20 protein-coding genes and 1 pseudogene are annotated in these 21,001 nt (G+C 35.3%); 12 read left to right on the forward strand and 9 right to left on the reverse strand.

Features of this window, described 5'->3' with window-relative positions:
• Positions 1-247: 247 nt before the first annotated feature.
• Positions 248-2,452, forward strand: a complete 2,205-nt coding sequence (locus J580_RS07275) for a TonB-dependent siderophore receptor (protein ID WP_032003608.1) — start codon at positions 248-250, stop codon at positions 2,450-2,452.
• A gap of 58 nt (positions 2,453-2,510) precedes the next feature.
• On the opposite strand, the gene J580_RS07280 is transcribed toward J580_RS07275, so the two are convergent.
• On the reverse strand, positions 2,511-3,929 hold the full coding sequence (locus J580_RS07280) for an aspartate ammonia-lyase (protein ID WP_032003609.1): 1,419 nt from the start codon (positions 3,927-3,929) through the stop codon (positions 2,511-2,513).
• A 404-nt stretch (positions 3,930-4,333) separates the two neighbouring features.
• Here J580_RS07280 and J580_RS07285 point away from each other — a divergent pair, with 404 nt between their 5' ends.
• The 4 genes from J580_RS07285 to J580_RS07295 all read left to right on the forward strand — a co-directional run bounded on the left by J580_RS07285 (position 4,334) and on the right by J580_RS07295 (position 7,416).
• Positions 4,334-4,516 carry a hypothetical protein gene (locus tag J580_RS07285; protein WP_002113649.1) on the forward strand — a complete coding sequence of 61 codons (183 nt, stop codon included), beginning with the start codon at positions 4,334-4,336 and terminating at the stop codon, positions 4,514-4,516.
• 110 nt (positions 4,517-4,626) lie between these two features.
• The gene (locus J580_RS0103955) at positions 4,627-4,848 is read left to right on the forward strand and encodes a hypothetical protein (protein ID WP_014206692.1); all 222 of its coding nucleotides are present in this window, start codon (positions 4,627-4,629) and stop codon (positions 4,846-4,848) included.
• 547 nt (positions 4,849-5,395) lie between these two features.
• The gene (locus J580_RS07290; RefSeq protein WP_002113716.1) at positions 5,396-6,289 is read left to right on the forward strand and encodes a LysR substrate-binding domain-containing protein; all 894 of its coding nucleotides are present in this window, start codon (positions 5,396-5,398) and stop codon (positions 6,287-6,289) included.
• A gap of 233 nt (positions 6,290-6,522) precedes the next feature.
• Positions 6,523-7,416 carry a LysR family transcriptional regulator gene (locus tag J580_RS07295; protein WP_003651675.1) on the forward strand — a complete coding sequence of 298 codons (894 nt, stop codon included), beginning with the start codon at positions 6,523-6,525 and terminating at the stop codon, positions 7,414-7,416.
• 49 nt (positions 7,417-7,465) lie between these two features.
• On the opposite strand, the gene J580_RS07300 is transcribed toward J580_RS07295, so the two are convergent.
• From J580_RS07300 to J580_RS23680, 6 genes are all read right to left on the reverse strand, one after another.
• Positions 7,466-8,638, reverse strand: a complete 1,173-nt coding sequence (locus tag J580_RS07300) for a thiolase family protein (RefSeq protein ID WP_032003610.1) — start codon at positions 8,636-8,638, stop codon at positions 7,466-7,468.
• Between the two features lie 65 nt (positions 8,639-8,703).
• Positions 8,704-10,113 carry a short-chain fatty acid transporter gene (locus J580_RS07305; protein ID WP_032003611.1) on the reverse strand — a complete coding sequence of 470 codons (1,410 nt, stop codon included), beginning with the start codon at positions 10,111-10,113 and terminating at the stop codon, positions 8,704-8,706.
• Between the two features lie 116 nt (positions 10,114-10,229).
• Positions 10,230-10,871 carry a 3-oxoacid CoA-transferase subunit B gene (locus J580_RS07310; protein ID WP_032003612.1) on the reverse strand — a complete coding sequence of 214 codons (642 nt, stop codon included), beginning with the start codon at positions 10,869-10,871 and terminating at the stop codon, positions 10,230-10,232.
• A gap of 1 nt (position 10,872) precedes the next feature.
• A complete protein-coding gene (locus J580_RS07315; protein WP_014206697.1) occupies positions 10,873-11,577 on the reverse strand; it encodes a CoA transferase subunit A in 705 nt (234 codons plus the stop codon).
• A 245-nt stretch (positions 11,578-11,822) separates the two neighbouring features.
• Positions 11,823-12,704, reverse strand: coding sequence for a LysR family transcriptional regulator (locus tag J580_RS07320; RefSeq protein ID WP_014206698.1), 882 nt, complete (start codon positions 12,702-12,704; stop codon positions 11,823-11,825).
• 113 nt (positions 12,705-12,817) lie between these two features.
• A complete protein-coding gene (locus J580_RS23680) occupies positions 12,818-13,207 on the reverse strand; it encodes a hypothetical protein (protein WP_032003613.1) in 390 nt (129 codons plus the stop codon).
• Positions 13,208-13,695: 488 nt separating this feature from the next.
• Between J580_RS23680 and J580_RS0103965 the strand changes: the two genes are divergently transcribed.
• The 3 genes from J580_RS0103965 to J580_RS23970 all read left to right on the forward strand — a co-directional run bounded on the left by J580_RS0103965 (position 13,696) and on the right by J580_RS23970 (position 14,718).
• Positions 13,696-14,049: a hypothetical protein gene (locus J580_RS0103965; protein WP_081403583.1), complete on the forward strand. Its 354-nt coding sequence runs from the start codon at positions 13,696-13,698 to the stop codon at positions 14,047-14,049.
• Between the two features lie 97 nt (positions 14,050-14,146).
• Positions 14,147-14,260 (forward strand): hypothetical protein, encoded by a 114-nt coding sequence (locus tag J580_RS23510; RefSeq protein WP_014206701.1) that lies wholly within the window; start codon positions 14,147-14,149, stop codon positions 14,258-14,260.
• 56 nt (positions 14,261-14,316) lie between these two features.
• Positions 14,317-14,718 (forward strand): J517_1871 family lipoprotein, encoded by a 402-nt coding sequence (locus J580_RS23970; RefSeq protein ID WP_017403212.1) that lies wholly within the window; start codon positions 14,317-14,319, stop codon positions 14,716-14,718.
• Positions 14,719-14,986: 268 nt separating this feature from the next.
• Here J580_RS23970 and J580_RS0103980 read toward each other — a convergent pair.
• Positions 14,987-15,414 (reverse strand): annotated as a pseudogene (locus J580_RS0103980) (hypothetical protein).
• A gap of 80 nt (positions 15,415-15,494) precedes the next feature.
• Here J580_RS0103980 and J580_RS22940 point away from each other — a divergent pair.
• From J580_RS22940 to J580_RS07340, 4 genes are all read left to right on the forward strand, one after another.
• The gene (locus J580_RS22940; RefSeq protein ID WP_014206704.1) at positions 15,495-15,626 is read left to right on the forward strand and encodes a hypothetical protein; all 132 of its coding nucleotides are present in this window, start codon (positions 15,495-15,497) and stop codon (positions 15,624-15,626) included.
• A 397-nt stretch (positions 15,627-16,023) separates the two neighbouring features.
• Positions 16,024-17,448, forward strand: coding sequence for a GntP family permease (locus J580_RS07330; protein WP_032003615.1), 1,425 nt, complete (start codon positions 16,024-16,026; stop codon positions 17,446-17,448).
• Positions 17,449-17,481: 33 nt separating this feature from the next.
• A complete protein-coding gene (locus J580_RS07335) occupies positions 17,482-18,267 on the forward strand; it encodes a 3-hydroxybutyrate dehydrogenase (protein WP_032003616.1) in 786 nt (261 codons plus the stop codon).
• A 327-nt stretch (positions 18,268-18,594) separates the two neighbouring features.
• A complete protein-coding gene (locus J580_RS07340) occupies positions 18,595-19,581 on the forward strand; it encodes an AraC family transcriptional regulator (protein WP_017481170.1) in 987 nt (328 codons plus the stop codon).
• A 68-nt stretch (positions 19,582-19,649) separates the two neighbouring features.
• Here J580_RS07340 and J580_RS07345 read toward each other — a convergent pair whose 3' ends face one another.
• Positions 19,650-20,993, reverse strand: coding sequence for an MFS transporter (locus J580_RS07345; RefSeq protein WP_032003617.1), 1,344 nt, complete (start codon positions 20,991-20,993; stop codon positions 19,650-19,652).
• Between the last annotated feature and the right edge of the window lie 8 nt (positions 20,994-21,001).

A 21,001-nucleotide genomic window follows, 5' to 3' on the forward strand; every position in this document is an offset into this window, starting at 1 on the left:
CTATTTCATTTCTCCTTTTAAGTTTCATTTCGAGCTTAAGTTTATTTTGAATATTTGGTAATACTTAAAAAGTTATAGCGTCAATTCCTAATAAAATAAATGAAATTTATATAATGATAAGTTCATAAAATTTGTATCAAATACACTTAATCGAAAAAGTACAGAATGTATTGTTTCTCAATATATGTAGCTGTATTCTTGCGTGGCTAAAAATAGACTCCGCACTCATTTCTAGCGCTTTAGAATTATGCACGGTATGGCAGGGAGTTATTCAATGGAAAGACGTTCGATAAATCTTCACTTCATGACATGCTCTAAAACAGCATTGGCTTCATCTATTGCACTCATAACATCTGCCGTCTATGCAAATGAAGCGGAGGTTTCGCAGCTCCCAACCATTACTGTGAATGCTACACAAAATAATGATGCACTATATCCGTCTAAAAAAGTTAATTTATCTGGTTTTCAAACTAGTGATGTAAAGAAAGTTCCTGCATCTATTACAACCATTACCTCTGAGCGTATAGCAGACCAACACGCAAAAACTTTAACTGATGTTATTAAAAGCGATTCTTCGTTAGGCGATGGCTACGCTGCAATTGGCTACTATCCAAATTTTGTAGCACGTGGTTTTGCGCTTGATTTAGGCTCAAGTTATCTTATTAATGGCCATACTATACGTGGCGAACAAAATGTGGCTTTAGAAAATAAAGAACAAGTTGAAATCTTAAAAGGTATTTCTGCAATTCAATCTGGAATGTCGACGCCGGGTGGTGTGGTTAACTATGTAACCAAAAGACCAGCCGATGTTAAAAACATTACTGTAGATGCAAATTCAGAAGGCGGCTATACACTGGCAACAGATGTTGGCGGCTTTGTTAATGATAGTTTGGGTTATCGAATCAATTTAGCCCATGAAAGCATCCATCCAAATGTTGATCACGCAAATGGTAAGCGTGAGTTTGGTTCAGTTGCTTTAGACTGGAAAATTAATGAGCGTTCTAAATTATTGTTTGATATTGAAGCACAGCATCAAAGTCAACGTTCAGTACCAGGTTATCAACTGTTTGATGGGCAAGAAGTACCAACAAATGTAGATCAAGACCGTTTATTGGGTTATCAGTCTTGGAGTAAACCTGTTGTAAATAACAGTGTAAATGCAAGTTTGAAATATCAATATGCATTTAACGATCAATGGAATGGTAGCTTAAGTGCATCACAAAGCCGTGTTGTGATTGATGATAATAGTGCTTTCCCATGGGGATGTTATAACGATATTTGTGAATATTCTGGTTTGGGCAATACTTTTGATAAACACGGAAATTATGACATTTATGACTTCCGCAGCCCAGATGATACACGTATTACTAACCAGTTCGCTGCTGGGTTAAATGGTCAATTCAACACTGCTAATATCCAGCATCAAATCGCTTTCGAATTACAACGTACATATAAAACCTTAAAGCACCATACACCACTGAATGTAGCGGTAGGAACAGGCAATATCTATGAAGATACGATTGACTATAGTCCGTCATCGGAAAGCTTAGGTGATCGTTATAAAGCCTTAGAAAGTGATCAGACTGCATTTACTATATCTGACCGAGTTCAATTTAATGATCAATGGTCAACTTTACTCGGTGGAAAACTTATTCATCTTGATGAGCAAGCTTATAATTCAGATGGGCAACAAAGTCGTGATACCGACTTAAACAAGTTCTTGCCACAATTAGCGCTCATGTATAGTCCAACTGCTGGGACTAACCTTTATGCTTCATATGCCAAAGGTTTATCGGATGGTGGTGAAGCTCCGTGGTTCGCTAATAATGCTCTAGAAGTTCTATCTCCTAAAAACTCTGAACAATATGAAATTGGTATTAAGCAACAAATTCGGAACTTCTTAGTAACAGCAGCTATTTTTGATTTAAAACAAGACAATCAATATAGCAAAGTGAATGCAGAAGGAACTTTCGATTTTGTTTCACAAGGTGAACAACACAATCAAGGTATTGAATTAGGTTTAACAGGTGCTTTAACTGATAAACTCGATGTAAGTTCAGGTATTACCTATACCAAATCTCGTCTAGTTGATATTGATAATGACAGCTACAAAGGGCATCAAACTCAAAATGTACCAAAAGTCCGCGCAACTGCGCAGTTATCTTATAAAGTACCTTCCGTTGAAGGGTTAAGATTACTCAGTGGTATGCAATACAGTAGCAGTAAATATGCAAACAAAGAGGGAACGGCAAAAGTAGGTGGTTATAGCGTCTTTAATATTGGTGCTGCCTATAAAACAAATTTTGCTGGGCATGACACAACTTTTAGATTTAATATTGATAACTTATTTAATAAGAAATATTGGCGTGATGTAGGTGCATTTATGGGTGATGACTATCTATTCTTAGGTAACCCACGTACAGCTCAGTTCTCTACAACTTTTAGTTTTTAAAAGTTATAGAACAAATAAAAAAAGGAGCTTATAAAAGCTCCTTTTTTTATTTCAGGAATTAAGCCGACATTTTTGGTTTAACCATATTATTAATCGACAAGATATCATCAAGCACTTGTGCCGATAATAAACCTTCATTTTGAACTAAAGCCAATACGCTTTGTCCAGTTTCGTTTGCAGTTTTAGCAATACGAGTTGTAGTTTCATAACCTAGATATGGGTTAAGTGCAGTCACGATACCAATTGAGTTTTCAACCAAAGCTTTACAATGCTCAGGGTTCGCCGTAATTGTATCAATACACTTAATTTGGAACATTGCCATTGCCTTACCAAGCAAATCCATAGATTCAAACAGTTTGAATGCAATAAGTGGTTCCATTGCATTTAACTGTAATTGACCCGCTTCAGCAGCTAAAGTTACAGCCAAGTCATTTGCAATGATCTGGAAACAAGCAAGGTTCATCGCTTCAGGAATAACTGGGTTTACTTTACCCGGCATGATCGAGCTACCTGGTTGGCGAGCTTCTAAATTAATTTCATTAATACCAGTACGTGGACCACTTGAAAGTAAACGTAAGTCATTGGCAATTTTTGAAAGTTTAGTTGCGGTACGCTTTAATAAACCAGATAAAAGAACAAAGTCACCCATATCTGAAGTTGCTTCGATTAGATCAGGAGCAGACTTAATTTTCTTACCAGAAATTTTTGCAAGCGCTTGAATCGCAAGTTCACGGTAACTATATTCAGTAGTAATTCCCGTACCAATCGCCGTGCCACCAAGGTTCATATACGCTAAAATATTTGGAATAAGCGTATTAATTTGCTCAAGGTCCTTTTGTAAAGTTACTGCAAAAGCACCAAACTCTTGACCTAATGTCATTGGCACAGCGTCTTGTAACTGTGTACGGCCCATTTTTAGAATATGAGCAAATTCTTGAGATTTATTGCGGAAACTTAAGATTAAGTTGTTAAAAGGAAGATTTAGTTCATCTAAGCTTAATAACAAACCTAAGCGAATCGCAGTAGGGTACACGTCATTTGTTGACTGTGACATGTTAATGTCATTATTAGGATGCAAATGTTGATATTGGCCTTTTGCGTGTCCCATATATTCTAAAGCGACGTTTGCTAATACTTCATTTGCATTCATATTGGTTGAAGTACCAGCACCGCCTTGCATCATATCAATTGGGAACTGGTCGTGAAAATTACCACGAATAAGTTGATTACAGCTGTATTCAATCGCTTCAAATTTAGTCTGATCTAAGCTTTTAAGATTATAGTTCGCTTCAGCACAAGCAAGCTTTACCATTGCTAAAGCTTTAATAAGGTGAGGGAAATTTCCGACCTTGCTTTGAGTTAAATTAAAGTTTTCTAGAGCACGTAATGTTTGAACTCCGTAGTAGTCGTTATTATTGATCTCTCTATAACCAATAAGATCCTTCTCAATACGGGTGGTAATTTCAGCGTTCATCATTAAACTTCGAATTAGTAAAGAAGATAATTCATATTAGATTTCGAAATGCTTCACTTCTAATGCATTTATCAAGTTAATTATGCATTTTTTGCATATCAGTTTTTTAATTTTATAGTCAACTAACTAGGAGAGTTCATTTTAAACTATTAATTTAACTATATAAATTAATAACTTAATAATTAGATGAAGTTAATTTCAAAATTTGCTTGATACAATGAATGGTCATCTAATTTTTAAAAGCAACCCATTGCAAAAATTAAGATTAGTTAATTTAAGTGAAATATCAACTTAATTATCTTTATTATTAGCTTTTAAAGTGAAGCCTATCTAACAAATTCATATAAAAATGTGATGCATTTCACATAAAAAACACTATAATACGAAAAAATCTTAGTTTTAAGTTTATGTTAAAAGTCACAGCCGCATTAATTATTTTGGGAAGTTTTACATACTATGTGCTTTTCCACGGTGAAGAGAAAAGTGAGTCTAAAACTTCTCGTCTGCTTAAAGAAGCAGAGCAATCAATCGCTTCTGCTGAAACCTCGGTAAACAAGGCTAATAGTATTGTGCCCATATCTTACAAGTAGCCTTAGTTCTTAGGTTAACCATTCCATATTATCCATCAAAATATTGTTTTATCTAGATTTTCTTAAAATTTGGGTAAAAGACTGTATGTATAGAGACAAAATTCATGAGAATGAAGTTTATCGCCTATGATCCCAATTCTGGGGAAAAATTAAGCTTAAAAGAGCATATCCACCATATGGATAAATACACCACTTATATCTTTTTTAGTGATGAAAATGACAATATGGTGTTCAATCCTCAGAAAAAGCAAGTTTTTGAAATTACTCAATATACTTCTAATATGATGGTTGAAATTTCAAGAAAGTTATATTACCTCATTGGTGAATATTAGAAATTCGGTTTTTATTCAATCTTAAGTTAAATACTTTAGTAGAATAGTCAGGTTTTATGGACTGAGCTATACTACAAGCATATCTTCTGATTTAAATGAATTTATTGAGTCAGAGAGCTTAATTCCAGAAATAAGCAAGATAGTCATTTTCAGTTTTACAGTCCGTATTCTTCCCCAAGGTGCGGACTTTTTTTATAAAAAATAAAACATGAGTAAAGCATAGGATTATTTCTATTTTTTATTAACTTAAAACTTGTTATTTACTTGCGTTATATGCTCCTTACTTTTTGATTTAAAATAATTTTTAGAGTAATAATTTTATATTTGTATGAGTTATTGAGTTAAATCAAAGTCTTTTATTCTCTTACGCTCTTTTCTATGTCAAAATTATTTAAATACTTACTTTTATTGTTTGGCTTTGCCAACCCTCCATCGCATTTTTGCAGGTACTCCCATGTTTTATAGTTTTTATTCATCTATTCAGCTATTTATTCAGCTTCCCAACCAGACAGATTAAGGACATAAATATAAAAAGGGAATGCATAAAATGAACTTAGAAGTACGTTGGGTAGAAGACCTTTTGACACTTGAGCGTGAGCGTTCTATTTCAAAAGCAGCCGAAAAACGATTTATTAGTCAATCCGCGTTTACGCGTAGAATTCAGCAAATAGAAGAGATGATCGGAGCTGAAGTTATTATTCGAAATAATAAAAATAATATTGAATTTACAGACATTGGGCGGATTATGCTGGTGATGTCTAAAAATATTGAGAAGCAGGTAGAAGAAACAGCAAAGCTGATTAAAAACATCAAAAATGAAACCGAATCTACGATTCGTTTCTGTGTTGTTCATTCATTAGCATCAGGTTTTTTAACCACTTTTTTAAAAAAATTCCCAACATTTATGCGTGATTTAAAAATTGAAATTGTCGCAACAAATAGTGGTGAAGGTTTATCTCTTTTAAAAGAAGGTGCCTGCGATTTTATGATTTGTTATGCAGATCGATCTAATATTAATCGAGTTGGTGATGATATTTTAAGTGGCATCAAGATCGCTGAAACAGAGATTGTTCCAGTGTCAGCTACCGAAGCAGATCATACGCCTAAGCATACAATTCAGAGTAATTTTTCATTACTTGCTTATAGTAAACATGCTTATTTGCGCAAATTGGTCGATCAATTAATTGAAGGTAAACTGATCTATAAAACCTTATATGAAACTGACAATGCCACTAACTTGAAAGAGCTTGTATTACAAGGTTTAGGTGTAGCATGGATTCCAAAAATTAATGTAGAGGAAGATCTCGCTACCGGAAAATTGGTCATGTTGGACCATAACGAATATTGTCTGCCACAAGATATTTATATTTTTAAAAATAACTTGAGTGATAACAAATCAGTTCAGCAAATCTGGAAGGGCTTCCAAACTCAGCATGATTAAAATTTATAATGATATGTAATGTCCTCAAGATATTTACATACAAAGTAATCAATCAAAGAGTTCATACCTTTGTCTTTATGATGAAAGGCTTTATAAAGCATTGCTCATGGTCTAGATTCTTTGTTAATTTAGACCATATATCAATAATTCAGAAATCTAGTGAGCATTTTTAGATATGCTGTGCCTGATTTTATTCCTTTTGAATGGATTATTTGATCCAGACGGAGACAATTTTGTTTGATCTAGATAGTAGATTACTAAATATTTTTTATCATATTTATCGGTTTAAAAGTGTTTCAATGGCTGCTGATGCTATTGGTCTTACACAACCGAGCGTTAGTAATGGACTGAACAAAATCCGTCAGCATTTTAATGATCCACTTTTTATTCGTGTTGGGAATGAAATGATTCCAACCGAATTAGCAAAGGAGATTTTTCCACTCATTAGTGAAGTGATTGATAAAGTGGAAAGCATTAATAATTTTAGTGTGAATTTTGATCCGCTAACTTCAGATCAGCTTTTTACAATTGCGATGACAGATGTATCTCATCTGGTTTTATTACCGCAATTAACAAACTATTTAAAAGAGAAAGCCCCTTTAATTCGCTTGAATATTAGGCCGATTACGCCGGAAACCAGCTATCAAATGGCAAATGGTGAGATTGATCTTGCAATTGGCTTTTTACCCCAATTAGAAGAAGGCTTTTATCAACAAAAGTTTTTTAAACAACATTATGTTGTGATTAGCTCTAAGAGCCATCCTCGTTTAGACCCAAATAATTTTACTTTAGATGATTATATGCGCGAGTATCATATCGATATTGACGCGGGAATTGGGCATTACCATATTAAAAATGAATTACAGAATAAAGGATTGGATCGAAATATTTTAATTCGATTACCGAGCTATCTTGGAGTGGGATTAGTCGTACAAGAAACAGATGCGATCGCAACGGTACCGTATTATTTAAGCCAAGTCTTATTGGTGAGAGAAAATTTACAGATTTTACCTGCACCTCTAGACTTTCCAACTTATGATGTTAAACAACATTGGCATATGTCTTGCCATCATAAAAGTAGTCATAAATGGTTCCGTCAAACCTGCTATGAACTTTTTAAAGTCTAAAAAAAGAAGATGTAAGAAAAATGCTTACATCTTCTTGGTAGTTTGATTTTTAGATTTCAATCGCGACAGCTGTAGCTTCACCACCACCGATACATAATGCAGCAACACCTTTCTTTTTACCAAGGCGTTTTAAAGCATAGATAAGAGAAAGAATAATTCTTGAACCAGTTGCGCCAATTGGATGGCCTAAAGCACAAGCACCGCCATGGACGTTTACTTTTGCTTCATCAATGCCGAGTTCATGAATTGGCGCCATTGCTACCATTGCAAAAGCTTCATTAATTTCCCAAGCATCTACCTCATCAACAGACCAGCCAGCACGCTTAAGTACTTTTTGAATTGCACTAATCGGAGCAATGGTAAATTCGCTTGGATGTTGTGAGTGAGTAGATGTTGCAACAATTTTTGCCAAAGTATTTAAACCATGACTTTGAGCATATTCTTCAGTGGTGAGTACTAAAGCAGCAGCGCCATCAGAAATTGAGCTTGAGTTAGCAGCTGTAATTGTCCCATCTTTACTAAAAGCTGGACGTAATGTTGGGATCTTCTCAAGATTCGCTTTTAATGGCTGTTCATCTTGATCGATAACTTCAACACCTTTACGTGTTTTTACTTCAACAGGAACAATCTCTTCTTTGAAGTAACCTTCCGTAATCGCAGTTTGCGCTTTTTTAAGTGAAGAAATTGCAAAGTCATCCATTTGCTCACGGGTAAAGCCTTTGGTATTTGCCATGTCTTGAGCAAAAGAACCCATTAAGCGGCCTGTTTCTGCATCTTCAAGACCATCTAAAAACATATGGTCCTTAATTTCACCATGACCCATACGGTAACCACCGCGAGCTTTCGGTAAAATATAAGGTGCATTGGTCATAGATTCCATACCGCCAGCTACAATAATATTGGCACTGCCTGCTTTTAGAGTATCAGATGCCATTAACACCGCTTTCATGGCAGAGCCACATAGTTTATTAATGGTAACTGCGCCGACATGATCAGGTACACCAGCTTTACGCATCGCCTGACGAGCAGGACCTTGACCTATACCTGCACTCAATACACAACCAAAAATAACTTCATCTACTTGTTCAGGTGCAACACCAGCACGTTGGATCGATTCACGGATAACAGCAGCGCCAAGTTCTGGTGCAGTTAAAGCCGATAGGCTGCCTTGAAAACCGCCCATTGCAGTACGGCTACCTGAAACTATAACAATTGAACTCATCTTAATATCTCTTATTGATGTATTTGCTAAATTTTCCTTTAGCCGAAACTAAAGGCGCCAGTAAATTAAAAAGTAGGTGGGGTGTAGCTAAGTGTTCTTCCAAAGAACCATAATAAAAATAAAACTAACGGAAAATGCACAACGAGCTGAGTGACTGTAAAACCGATCACATCTTTTGCTTTTAGTTTTAGAATGCCTAACATTGGAAGCATAAAGAACGGATTGATTAAGTTCGGTAAAGCTTCGGCTGCATTATAAATTTGTACAGACCAGCCTAAATGAACTTTTAAATCATTTGCTGCCTGCATGACATATGGGGCTTCAATAATCCATTTTCCACCGCCAGATGGCACGAAGAACCCAAGAATCGCAGAGTAAATTCCCATCACAATTGCAAAGGTTTCTTTTGAGGCGATTGAAACGAAAAACTCAGCTATATAATGCGACAGCGATAAATCTTGGCTATTTAAAGCTTGCGTCATAATAAAAGCGATGCTTCCGTAAAGTGGAAACTGAATTAAGATTCCTGATACAGCTGGAACTGCCTTTGAAACAGCATTTAAGAAGTTTCGTGGTGTGCCATGTAACGCTAAACCAAGCATTAAAAACACAAAGTTGTAGGTGTTTAAACTTGAAATAGCAATGATTGGATTACTTTTTGAAAATTCAAAAAACATCCAGATTAAGCCTAATGCGACCACAATAATCGTTAAGATAGGCGAGTTTTCTAACCAGTCACCTGGACGATTAGATTTTTCCTCGTGTGGTTTGTCTTCTTCAAACTGCACATCAAAACTATCAATCGTTTTAACATTATTACCTTTTGGAGCTGACCAATACGCGATTGCGATTGAACCAATGACCAAAATAATGGTCATCGCAATTGATTGCCAAAGGAAAATCGTTTCAGTAAATGGAATAACACCAGTTAGGTTGTAAATTGACTCAGGTAAACTGGTTTTATTCGCTTGAAGCTGTGCTGCCGAAGAGCTGATTCCAAGTGCCCAAGTTGCCCCCATACCAATAATTGCTGCCGCTGCCGCTGCACGGTAATCCATATTCAGCTCTTTACGTTTTGCTAATGCAATCACTAAAAGTGCAGTAAGAATCGTGCTTACTGCCCAATTGACCAGTGAAATTAACAAGCTGACGGTTGCAACTAGAACAATAGCACCACGTCCAGAATTTGGAATACGTGCCATTTTTAGGATTAGGAACTTTACGGGCTTAGATACAGAAACGACATAACCTACAATAATGAGCATCGTCATTTGCAGGGTAAAGGGAATAAGACTCCAGAAACCGTTACCGAAGGAAGTCGCAACATCGTGAATAGGTGCACCAATACCTAAAGCGGCAACTGACACGATAATGACGCCAAGTAATGCAAAAATATATGAATCAGGAAACCATTTTTCAGACCAGTCACTAATCCGAAGAGCAAATCTTTCAAAAATTCCTTGCTGTTTTTCCATAGCTGAAAAAATCCTTCTCGTTCTTATTTATAGACAGCACATCCGGTGCTTAAAAGGGCTAAGACTTAAGCTCACTTTCTAACTTAAGTCTTATCTGGCTTACTAAAAATTAAAATTTACGCGACTAAGGTTTTATAAAACTCAACGCCAGTAGCAGCTTGAATCTGTTCAAGCGTGACATCTTTAGCAAGTTCAATCAGCTCTACGCCTTGTGGTGTAATGTTCATTACACCTAAGTCAGTAATGACGCGATGAACCACACCTTTACCTGTTAAAGGTAGGCTACAGTTTTTAACGATCTTTGGCGTACCATCTTTTGCACAGTGTTCCATAAGCACTACAACTTTTTGGACACCAACAACCAAATCCATGGCACCGCCCATACCTTTGACTTTCTTGCCAGGAATCATCCAGTTCGCTAAGTCACCATTTTCGGAAACTTCCATTGCGCCTAAAATTGCAATGTTGACATGGCCACCGCGGATCATGGCAAAAGATTCTGAGCTTGAGAAAAATGCTGCGCCAGGACGAGCAGTAACCGTTTGTTTACCGGCGTTAATTAAATCAGCATCAACAGTTTCTTCAGTCGGGAATTCACCAATACCTAATAGGCCATTCTCAGATTGAAGCCAAACATTAATATTTTCAGGAATATAATTAGCAACGAGGGTAGGTAAGCCAATACCTAAATTGACATAAAAACCGTCTTCAAGTTCTTTTGCAGCACGTTGTGCCATTTCATTGCGTGACCAAGCCATTTTATACTGCCTCCGTGCTTAAAGTTTTATGCTCAATGCGTTTTTCAGGTGACGCATTAAGTACAATGCGGTTTACATAGATACCCGCTAAATGGATCTCATCCGCATCTAATTCACCAATTTCAACAACCTGTTCAACTTCGGCGATTGTAATTTTGCCAGCCATCGCACATTCAGGGTTAAAATTCTGAGCAGTTTTACGGAACACTAAGTTACCAGCCTTGTCTGCCTTATAGGCCTTAACAAGAGCTACATCTGCTGTTAAAGATTCTTCTAAAATGTAGTTTTTGCCATTAAAGGTACGTTCTTCTTTACCTTCGGCAATGAGTGTACCGACGCCAGTCTGAGTATAGAACGCAGGAATACCAGCACCGCCAGCACGTAACTTTTCAGCTAATGTACCTTGTGGAGTAAGTTCTACATCAAGTTCGCCATTTAAGTATTGGCGCTCAAATTCTTTGTTTTCACCAACATAAGAAGAGATCATTTTTTTGATCTGTTTTGTTTGAAGCAAAATACCTAAACCAAAATCATCTACACCTGCGTTATTTGAAATACATGTGAGACCCGTCACACCACTTTGCTTAACTGCAACAATCAGTTTTTCTGGAATTCCACATAAACCAAAACCACCTACGGCAAGTGTTTGATTATCTGCAATAACGTCTTTTAGTGCTGCCTCTGCATTGGCATAAACTTTATTCATTCTATTGTTATCCTATATCCCTTAGTAATCTTAGTTTTAGCATCACATTTTGCGTTATAGAAGTTAATTTTTTTAAATGATTAATAAGTATAATCAATGAATGGTTTCAAATCGTCTACAAAAGATCAGACGAACATAAAGCAAAATACTTTAAAAAATCACCTCATATCATTGAAAATTATAATAATTAATAATTTTAGTTTAAGCGTATGCTTAGCTCATCCTAAAAAGCAGTCTTTAATTTTTTAAAATTTATATTGAATCAAAGCTTCAATAAATTGAGTCGAAATATTTGAAATTTCAAAGTTCTTTTTATAAACAATTCCTACAGTCTTATGAATAGATTCATCCTTTAACTCAATGAGTACGTTATGTTCTTTATCAATGTGTTTAGCAAAATGCCTTGGAATTGCACTCACCCCAATTCCATAAGCCACAAAGCTTGAGAGTGATGAAATTTGATGACATTCAACTTTCAAATCGAGCGTTATATTATTTCGCAAACAATTTTGCTCAACTAAATATCGAACAATTGAAGGTTTTTGCAATGTCACGAATGGATTTGAACAAAGCTCTTGCCATGTAATAGAAGATGATTGAGCAAGTGGGTGAGTCTTTGGTAATAGAGCTAAGAAATCTTCTTCAAATAGTGGTTTGAACTCTAGGCCTTCGGTGAGATCAGGTTCAAAGCAGATACCAAGCTCGAAAATACCATCTTGTACTTTTTCTATAATGGTTTCATTGGGAATATCGTGAATTGAAAAGTTAAGATTGGGATGAAGTTCTAAGAATTGATGAATCACCTCCGGCAAAATTGCATGGGTCACAAAGGGCATTGAGGCAATACTTAAAGTTCCACGATTGAGCTTAAAACGTTGTTTAACATCGTTTTCCATTTCATCCCAATTGGCGAGTAATTTTTTAGCATAAGGAATGAGTGATTTACCTTCTTGTGTAAGCTCAACACGGCGAGTATTACGGTTAAACAGTTTACCGCCCAATTCTTCCTCTAAGCTTTTGATGGTAAGACTTAAAGCAGACTGGCTTAGATGTAGCTCTAAAGAGGCATTAGCATAGTTGAGTGTACGCGCAAGGGCTAAAAAAGCTTTTAGTTGTTTAAGCGTCATTTCATTCCTTTAGATTACCCAGCTCATTTAGAAGGGTAATTTATACGAAAATTTGTCTAATATGATGTTTTTTGAAAAAATTATAAAAATAAAGCAGGGGACAATAGGCTGAGCTACTTCAGTAAATTTTCCAAACAGAACTCATCTGTGTTATTAGCAAAGTATAGAGCCATTCCAACTACATGGAAAAACAAATAACCTAGCCAAATTGCTTGAGGAGCAACTTTTAAGCCTTCTAATAAAATAGTTGTTGAATAGATTGCTAACAAAAAGGTGAAGAGAATAATGTATGTAGCACTCGCTACAAATTTATATTTTGGTGCTAATTGAGGGATTTTATAACCAATCAAAATTTGCATACCGCAATTTATGATCAATGAAAGTATAGCTACAAGAACTTGTGGCGTATTTAGGTATGTTAAAGAGAGTTGCGTAATTATGAAAATAATTTGCCACAGTACAAACATCCCCAAAGGGTATATTATAAATTTAATCCACATCATATTTTGTTTTCTTATCAAGATTTTACATTGTTATTCTATTGAATAATTTAAATTAAATAAATGCTATTTTTAAAAATAAAGAGTATAAATTTATCGAAACTCATAAAGATAAAAAGGTGAATAAATCTAAAAATTAGAAGCCAAAAAATTAAATGCACATCCTTAATAAGTGAACGGCACTTTTATAATTTAGTTAGTAAGTATCCAAAAGAATATATTAATTTTTACTATTTTGAGATAAGGCTTTATAAAAATCATATGAAAGGTTTGAAATGTCATTGCCATTGGTTTTTGATTCATTTGAGTAAGGCCTAAATTGAATATTTTTTACTATCAATTAAACTATCATTTTGTATGTAAATTACTGTAATTAGATGGCTACAACTACACATAGTTCAATATATATTTCACGTCCAAGTAATTACGAGGGAGATGGAACTGACGATAAAGAAGAATTTATTGAGACATGCAATATCCATTTTAAAGATATGTTTAAAGATCAAAAATCAATCTCCACACTGTCTGAAATTGAAAAAAAATACTTTGAAAAGTGTGTTTCAGCTTCAAATAATAAATATGCTGCTGAGGAAGTTATTTATGATATTGGAGTTGGTTTTGTGGTACTAATTGTTTTGCTGGGTATAGGCTGGGGATTCTATGAGGCAAAAAAATCTTTAAATACCCCAATGATAATTAATCCCAAGGAAAACACTGAGAATGGTACCAATGGAGACCATATCACTAACGGAGTCATCATAGTCCTTTTTTCCATAATTATTGCTGCATTTATTTATCTAATTTTTAGTTTTGTTTCCGGAATATGGATATCAATTAAATATTAAAGTTTGCAGAGATGTATATGGGCTTGAAAAGGATAAACCGATTAGTTCTAGTCTTGGTGTGGCAAAATAAGTAGAAGATAAGGTAAAGAAAATCACTATGGAGGTCGTGCAATCTTTTGTGGTCTCTATTGTAGGTATTGATGCATATCAAACATCTCATATTGGTTCAATCAGGTCTAGTGTGTATGGGGTAGGGCGCTATATGAACTGATAGTTTTTTATTTTCTGAACTGTTAAGTTTTAGTCATAATTAAAAGGAGTACTTTCATGAAAAAGATAATTTCATTAAGCTTAATTTTTTCATTAAGTGGATGTGTAAGCCCAACTACCCAAATGACTAATAATAAATTTAGCGAAATACAGCCTTCTATACCTTTAGTGTCAGGGGTATGGACGATTTCAATCGGCCCAAGCATATCAACCATAAAACTTGACGCAGATGGTAATGGAATACTTTGCGACGATACTAGTGGACATGTAGTATTCAATAAAGTTAAGTATTTCAATAATATAATTTATCTTCAAAATGGTATGGTTTTAGAAGTTAAGTTTCTTAACAAAGATATACTCGAAGCTAGAACAATTTTAAGTGCCTCTAATTCGAATATGATTTATAAAGCTGATAACGACTTAAAGGCAGCTTCACTAAAATGTGTTAAAGAAATATAGATACCACTTTATAAATTTGCTGCCATAAGGCCAAATAATCAACGGACCTTTTTCATCACCCAGTCTGATACATCCATTTTTATCTGCTATAAGCTTTCTATGTGCTGAAGCCATCATTGAAATATTACTTTTCGTATTGCTTGTAATAAGTATCGGTTGAATAGAAACCTCTTCATGGTTAGTTATAGTAGGCTTTACCATGCAAGATGTTAGGCTAAAAGCAGTTAAAGAGGCTAAGAGTTGAATTTTCATATAGGGGCTTTTTTCTTTACTTTTTAGTAAGAGGTTCTATAAATTGATTGATAATAATGCCTTTACTTAAATCACATGTAGTATCAGGTTTAATTATCCATTTGTAGTTGTTCAAATTAATGGGATAAGCTTCTCCGCTGCCATAAGCAATCGTGTCACCATCTTTATATTCTTTTGAGTCAACAATTAAAAGATATTTATTGCTATCCCAATGAGCATCTTTAGTTGCAAAAATAGGAATCACTCGATCATTTGTATTCATTAAATAAACACAAGAGCCTTCAATCTTGATTTGTGCCTCACTATAGCTTGCATTATCAGCATTACCAGATAACCAATTTTTGGAACAATAACCTTATTTTGAACCAGAGAAGTATCGGTACATCCATTAAGTAGGATGATCAATCCAGTTTTAAGAGTGAACAAAATATTTCTTTTATTCATAACTTATATACTAGTGAAAAATCTAAATTATAAATTCTATCAGTAGACATGTAATAGTATTCATTACATGTCTAGCTCTAGTGACAGAAGTAGAAGTTATCTTTAATAAACAAGCGCCGTTTTCGAGTAACGATGAGAATATTAAAAACACGACTCTATATTCCTGTTCTAATCTTTTGATGATTAAGCTTCAAATTGCTTTATTCAAATAAAGATAGAAAATTATCTGCGCAATATTTCAAAAGAATAAGATGAATTATATTTATCAAATTAATTTAAAAAATATATTATTTAATTGTCTTTATTAAATAATATAGAGATATTAATTTAATTTACTCAACAATTAATAAGTTTTATTAAAAAATAAAGGCTTTAAAATGATGGTATTTTACCACCTAAAGAAAATAAGTTATTGTATTTTATTGGTATTTTAAAATTTAAATAAATTGCATTGTTTTTAAATATTTTAGTGATATTTTATTTTTAAGCTCATTTACCTATTACCACTCATAGATACTGTGATTTTTATCATTTTAGGTTTGGGATAACCTAAATATCTTTTGGTAATTTTATTGAACCTAATATCTATTCTTTAGGGAGAAAGAATATATGTGGGAATTATTTGTAATTCTACTTTCGCTTGGGCTGTTGATGTATACAGCTTACAAAGGTTTTTCAGTTATTCTCATGGCACCAATTTGTGCCTTACTCGCTGTTTTACTCATTAACCCAGCCAATGTCTTACCATTTTATTCGGGTGTATTTATGCCCAAAATGGTGAACTTTATTAAAGATTACTTTCTTGTATTTTTACTCGGGGCAATTTTCGGTAAAGTCGTTGAAATGTCAGGAATTGCTGAATCTATTGCACGAACCATTGTAAGATGGATTGGGGCGAAAAAGTCAATTTTAACCGTTGTACTTTTAGGTGCAATTTTGACCTACAGTGGTGTAAGTTTATTTGTTGCTGTATTTGCCATTTATCCTTTTGCAAACCAGCTATTTAGACAAGCTAATATTCCAAAACGTTTAATTCCGGGAACCATCGCGCTTGGTGCATTTACATTTACCATGGATGCATTACCGGGTACGCCACAAATCCAGAACGTAATTCCAACTACTTTCTTTGGCACCAATATTTATGCCGCACCATTTCTAGGAATTATTGGTGCTATTTTTGTTCTATGCATGGGTTTGGCTTACTTAGAATGGCGCCGCCGTGCAGCTGCAAAAGCTGGTGAGGGGTACTCTGGTTTTGGTGTAGACAATACGCAGCCTCAACAAGAAATTGAAGTCGATATGAACTTGCAAAAGAATGGAAGTACCGCTCGTCAGTTCTTAGCGTTTGTACCCCTTATTCTTGTTGCAGTAATGAACAAATATTTGTCTAAAGCAATCAAAGAGTGGTATCCAAATGGTTTTGATTTTGCCACTGTCGGTCTAGCGGATTACACCGTGGATGTTGCGAAAACTGGTGCGATCTGGGCGGTGGGCCTTGCGCTTATTGTCGGGATTATTTCTGCAATTTTGTTTGATTATCAGCGTGTAGTGACGAACTTCAAAGAAGGCATTAATGCCAGTATTGGCGGCTCACTTTTAGCAGTGATGAATACGGCTTCTGAGTATGGTTTCGGTGCAATTATTGCGTCATTACCGGGCTTTGCTCTGATTAGCCATGCAATGAGTAGTACCTTCACAAATCCATTAGTCAATGGGGCTGTGACGACAACCGTTTTAGCAGGTATTACCGGTTCAGCTTCTGGTGGTATGAGTATCGCTTTAAGTGCGATGGCTGAACAATATAACGCCGCGATTTTAGCTGCGGGTATTCCACCAGAAGTCATGCACCGTGTGGTTGCGATGGCATCGGGTGGTATGGATACACTTCCGCATAATGGTGCTGTTATTACTTTACTCGCTGTTACTGGGTTAACTCATAAACAGTCGTATAAAGATATTTTTGCAGTCACGGTAATCAAAACGTTAGCGGTATTTGTGGTAATTACAGTCTTTACCGTAACGGGTATTGTTTAAATCAGCGCGTTATAAGTATTAAGGAGTAAATAAATGACAAAACTTTTAGACGGTAAGGTCGCTTTTATTACAGGTTCTGCAAGTGGTATCGGTCTAGAGATTGCTAAGAAATTTGCTCAAGAAGGTGCCAAAGTTGTTATTTCTGATATGAATGCCGAAAAGTGCCAAGAAACGGCGCACTCACTTAAAGAGCAAGGTTTTGACGCATTATCTGCACCATGTGATGTGACCGATGAAGACGCTTATAAACAAGCCATTGAGCTTACTCAAAAGACCTTTGGTACGGTTGATATCTTAATTAATAATGCTGGTTTCCAACATGTTGCACCTATTGAAGAATTTCCAACGGCTGTTTTTCAAAAGTTAGTTCAAGTCATGTTAACTGGGGCGTTTATTGGTATTAAACATGTTTTTCCAATTATGAAAGCTCAAAAATATGGTCGTATTATTAATATGGCCTCAATTAATGGCTTGATTGGTTTCGCTGGAAAGGCAGGTTATAACAGTGCTAAACACGGCGTAATTGGCCTAACAAAAGTTGCGGCATTAGAATGTGCACGCGATGGTGTTACGGTAAATGCTCTATGCCCGGGTTATGTAGATACACCGTTGGTTCGTGGGCAAATTGCAGATTTGGCTAAAACCCGTAATGTAAGTTTAGACAGCGCACTTGAAGATGTGATTTTGGCAATGGTTCCTCAAAAGCGTTTGCTCTCTGTTGAAGAAATTGCTGACTATGCGATTTTCCTTGCGAGTAGCAAAGCAGGTGGGGTAACAGGCCAAGCTGTTGTTATGGATGGTGGTTACACCGCTCAATAATTTAAGTATTTTATAAAAGCCGCTTATTTAAAATAGGCGGTTTTTTTATTCGTTAAAAATTTATGATAGTCTGCTGTTCAAAATAATGATTTATCTCTACTCTATTTGCTTATAAAAAATCTAATAAAATAAGTTTATTAAAGTATGAAATTATACTTTAAAGGTATTTAACTTATTTCCATTTTTAAAATCTAATAGAGTATGAGAAAGTAATCTTTACTCTCTTTCTTGATTCGGTATTTTCAGGAAAATTCGTCAATTAAAGGATATTAATTGGCATACAAGTTGCTTTTTAAGCAATAAGTTATTTAGCTAGGTGAAAAGGATATGATATCACTCAGCCAACAGACGGAACTCAATCATTATTCACGCAAGGCTGAATTTGCGCAGAATCTGATGTCCACAATTTGTGGTGAACACCGTTTAGATACAATTTACAAAGACACTCTCGATTTTCACTATGACGGAATGCGTTTGCCTAATAAAAAAATGGCAATTGGTACAATCAGTTATGGTGCAAACGTTGCCATTAACATCTCAAATTTAAAAGCGTATAGCATTAGTTTGCCTATACAAGGTCGACAAGCTCTCAACATTCGTGGCGCTCATTATCAGTCTGATGAAAACAGAGGCCTTATCGTTTCAAATAACGATCAACAAGATTTGATTATTGATAAAGATTGCAGAAAATTTCAGGTGGTTATTCCTGAGCGAAGTATGCAGATTGTCCTTGCAGATCTACTGAATAAACCTATAGAAACGCCTATCATTTTTAACCCTGAAATGCATCTGGACTCGGAGCAACTGATTGGTGCATGGTGGAAGAATATTCAGAATTTTTTACAGCTAAAATCGCAATATAGTAATTTTTATGGTTTGCAGATGTTATCTGAAGACTATGAAAATTTTGTAATTAAAGCCTTACTATTGTCTCAAGAAAATAACTACTCTGAAGCCTTAAAGTCACTCTCACATCAAGATGAACCAGCTTATATCCGTAAGGTTCGTAATTTTATTATTGAACATGCGCATGAAGAAATCTGTGCAGAAGACTTGCAGCGTCTTGCAGGGGTTTCAAAATCAAAATTGTATGATGAATTTCAACAATACTATGGCACCAGCCCAATGTCGTATTTAAAAAAATATCGTCTCCAACAAATTTATAAGATTTTGAGCACTACCGGAGCAGATAGAAAGGTTTCTATTTCAAAGCTTGCCTATGACTGGGGCTTTAACCATTTAAGTCGTTTTTCTCAAGAGTATCGTGAAGAATTTGGAGAAAATCCAAGTGAGACTAAAGGGAAAATTTTCTAATATTTAATTTTTCGCAATAAAAAACTGATTTAGGCAACTAAATCAGTTTTTTATTTATTGCCTAATATTTATAGACTTTCTTCGAGCTTTAACACTTGTTTGTTTTTAGATTTCTCATAAATTACTTTCAGGCTAAGTGCAATAAATGAGATGAAGGTTGGTAATGCAAGAATAAAGAAAATACCGCTTAAGCTTAGGTTAAAAGTAAAAATGAGTGAGCCAAAGAAAGCACCTAAAATTGCACCGATACGACCAATACCATGCATCCATGAAACACCAACCGCGCGGCAAACTGCTGGATAGAACATAGCTGCAAGTGGCAGTAATGAAGACTGTGCACCAGCGAGTAATGCACCAATTAAGAAGATAGTAAGACCTAACAAGAAAATATTTGAGCTCACTAGACCAGCAATAATGAATAGTCCAAAAGCGATGAGATATGAATATTTAATCACTGTAGTTGGATTAAGTTTATCCATGTACCATCCCATAATAGTTGCACCAATTACACCACCAAAAGGGAAAATCGCAGCAATTAAACTAAACTGTTGAGTACTAAAACCTGCTGTTTTTAAAATCGTTGGCATCCAGCTTGTTAAAAGATAAAACACCAACAGACTGGTAAAGCAGCAGAGCCAAAGCATGCTTGAACCCCACAGGTATTTTCCTAAAACCACTTTAATCGGATTTTCATCTGAAGCATTTTCTGCTTGAGTTAAAACAAGTTTTACTGGCTCTTGGAAGGAATGTCCTTGAATATTTTCTAATATACGCTGAGCTTTGTCTTGTTTATGACGTGTAATTAAGTATTGAGTTGATTCAGGTAATTTAAGTAATAAAGCAATCACTAAAATTAGGGGAATACTTCCGCCAATAATAATCACTTTAGCCCAGCCATAACTTTCTAATAGATAAGCTGATAGCACACCGCCGCAAGAAATACCGAGCATGAAACCACAGCCAGCAAGGCCTGTTAGGAATGCTTTACGTTTTACAGGCATATATTCAGACACAATGGTACTGATGTTTGGCATGGCTGCACCTAAACCAACACCTGTAATAAAGCGATAAATCATTAAGTCTTGGGTTGAATTGGCAAAGCCACACAAAATCGTAAATATGGAAAATAAAAGGCTTGTAAAAACAATAACGCCTTTGCGGCCAAACTTATCGGACAGAGGCCCAGAAATAATTGCACCGATCGACATACCGACTAAAGCAGCACTTAAAACTGGAGCAAGCTGAGGCTTGGTAATTCCCCAATCATCGAGCAATGCTGGAGCAACAAAACCAATAATTCCTGTATCTAGACCATCACAGAAAAAGACAAAAAAGCCTAGGATAAAAACCATCCACTGTAGTGGAGACAGTTTCTCACGGTTGATAATCGTGTTTGCATCTATCGTTTTCATATGTATTC

It is taken from the genome of Acinetobacter sp. 1542444, from assembly GCF_000581835.1.
Classification (GTDB): Bacteria; Pseudomonadota; Gammaproteobacteria; order Pseudomonadales; family Moraxellaceae; genus Acinetobacter; species Acinetobacter pittii.

Coding starts and splice junctions, on each gene's coding strand:
- J580_RS07275 (WP_032003608.1), top strand. CDS start 248: ATGCACGGTATGGCAGGGAGTTATTCAATGGAAAGACGTTCGATAAAT.
- J580_RS07280 (WP_032003609.1), bottom strand. CDS start 3,929: ATGATGAACGCTGAAATTACCACCCGTATTGAGAAGGATCTTATTGGT.
- J580_RS07285 (WP_002113649.1), top strand. CDS start 4,334: ATGTTAAAAGTCACAGCCGCATTAATTATTTTGGGAAGTTTTACATAC.
- J580_RS0103955 (WP_014206692.1), top strand. CDS start 4,627: ATGAAGTTTATCGCCTATGATCCCAATTCTGGGGAAAAATTAAGCTTA.
- J580_RS07290 (WP_002113716.1), top strand. CDS start 5,396: ATGAACTTAGAAGTACGTTGGGTAGAAGACCTTTTGACACTTGAGCGT.
- J580_RS07300 (WP_032003610.1), bottom strand. CDS start 8,638: ATGAGTTCAATTGTTATAGTTTCAGGTAGCCGTACTGCAATGGGCGGT.
- J580_RS07305 (WP_032003611.1), bottom strand. CDS start 10,113: ATGGAAAAACAGCAAGGAATTTTTGAAAGATTTGCTCTTCGGATTAGT.
- J580_RS07310 (WP_032003612.1), bottom strand. CDS start 10,871: ATGGCTTGGTCACGCAATGAAATGGCACAACGTGCTGCAAAAGAACTT.
- J580_RS07315 (WP_014206697.1), bottom strand. CDS start 11,577: ATGAATAAAGTTTATGCCAATGCAGAGGCAGCACTAAAAGACGTTATT.
- J580_RS07320 (WP_014206698.1), bottom strand. CDS start 12,704: ATGACGCTTAAACAACTAAAAGCTTTTTTAGCCCTTGCGCGTACACTC.
- J580_RS23680 (WP_032003613.1), bottom strand. CDS start 13,207: ATGATGTGGATTAAATTTATAATATACCCTTTGGGGATGTTTGTACTG.
- J580_RS0103965 (WP_081403583.1), top strand. CDS start 13,696: ATGTTTAAAGATCAAAAATCAATCTCCACACTGTCTGAAATTGAAAAA.
- J580_RS23510 (WP_014206701.1), top strand. CDS start 14,147: ATGGAGGTCGTGCAATCTTTTGTGGTCTCTATTGTAGGTATTGATGCA.
- J580_RS23970 (WP_017403212.1), top strand. CDS start 14,317: ATGAAAAAGATAATTTCATTAAGCTTAATTTTTTCATTAAGTGGATGT.
- J580_RS07330 (WP_032003615.1), top strand. CDS start 16,024: ATGTGGGAATTATTTGTAATTCTACTTTCGCTTGGGCTGTTGATGTAT.
- J580_RS07335 (WP_032003616.1), top strand. CDS start 17,482: ATGACAAAACTTTTAGACGGTAAGGTCGCTTTTATTACAGGTTCTGCA.
- J580_RS07340 (WP_017481170.1), top strand. CDS start 18,595: ATGATATCACTCAGCCAACAGACGGAACTCAATCATTATTCACGCAAG.
- J580_RS07345 (WP_032003617.1), bottom strand. CDS start 20,993: ATGAAAACGATAGATGCAAACACGATTATCAACCGTGAGAAACTGTCT.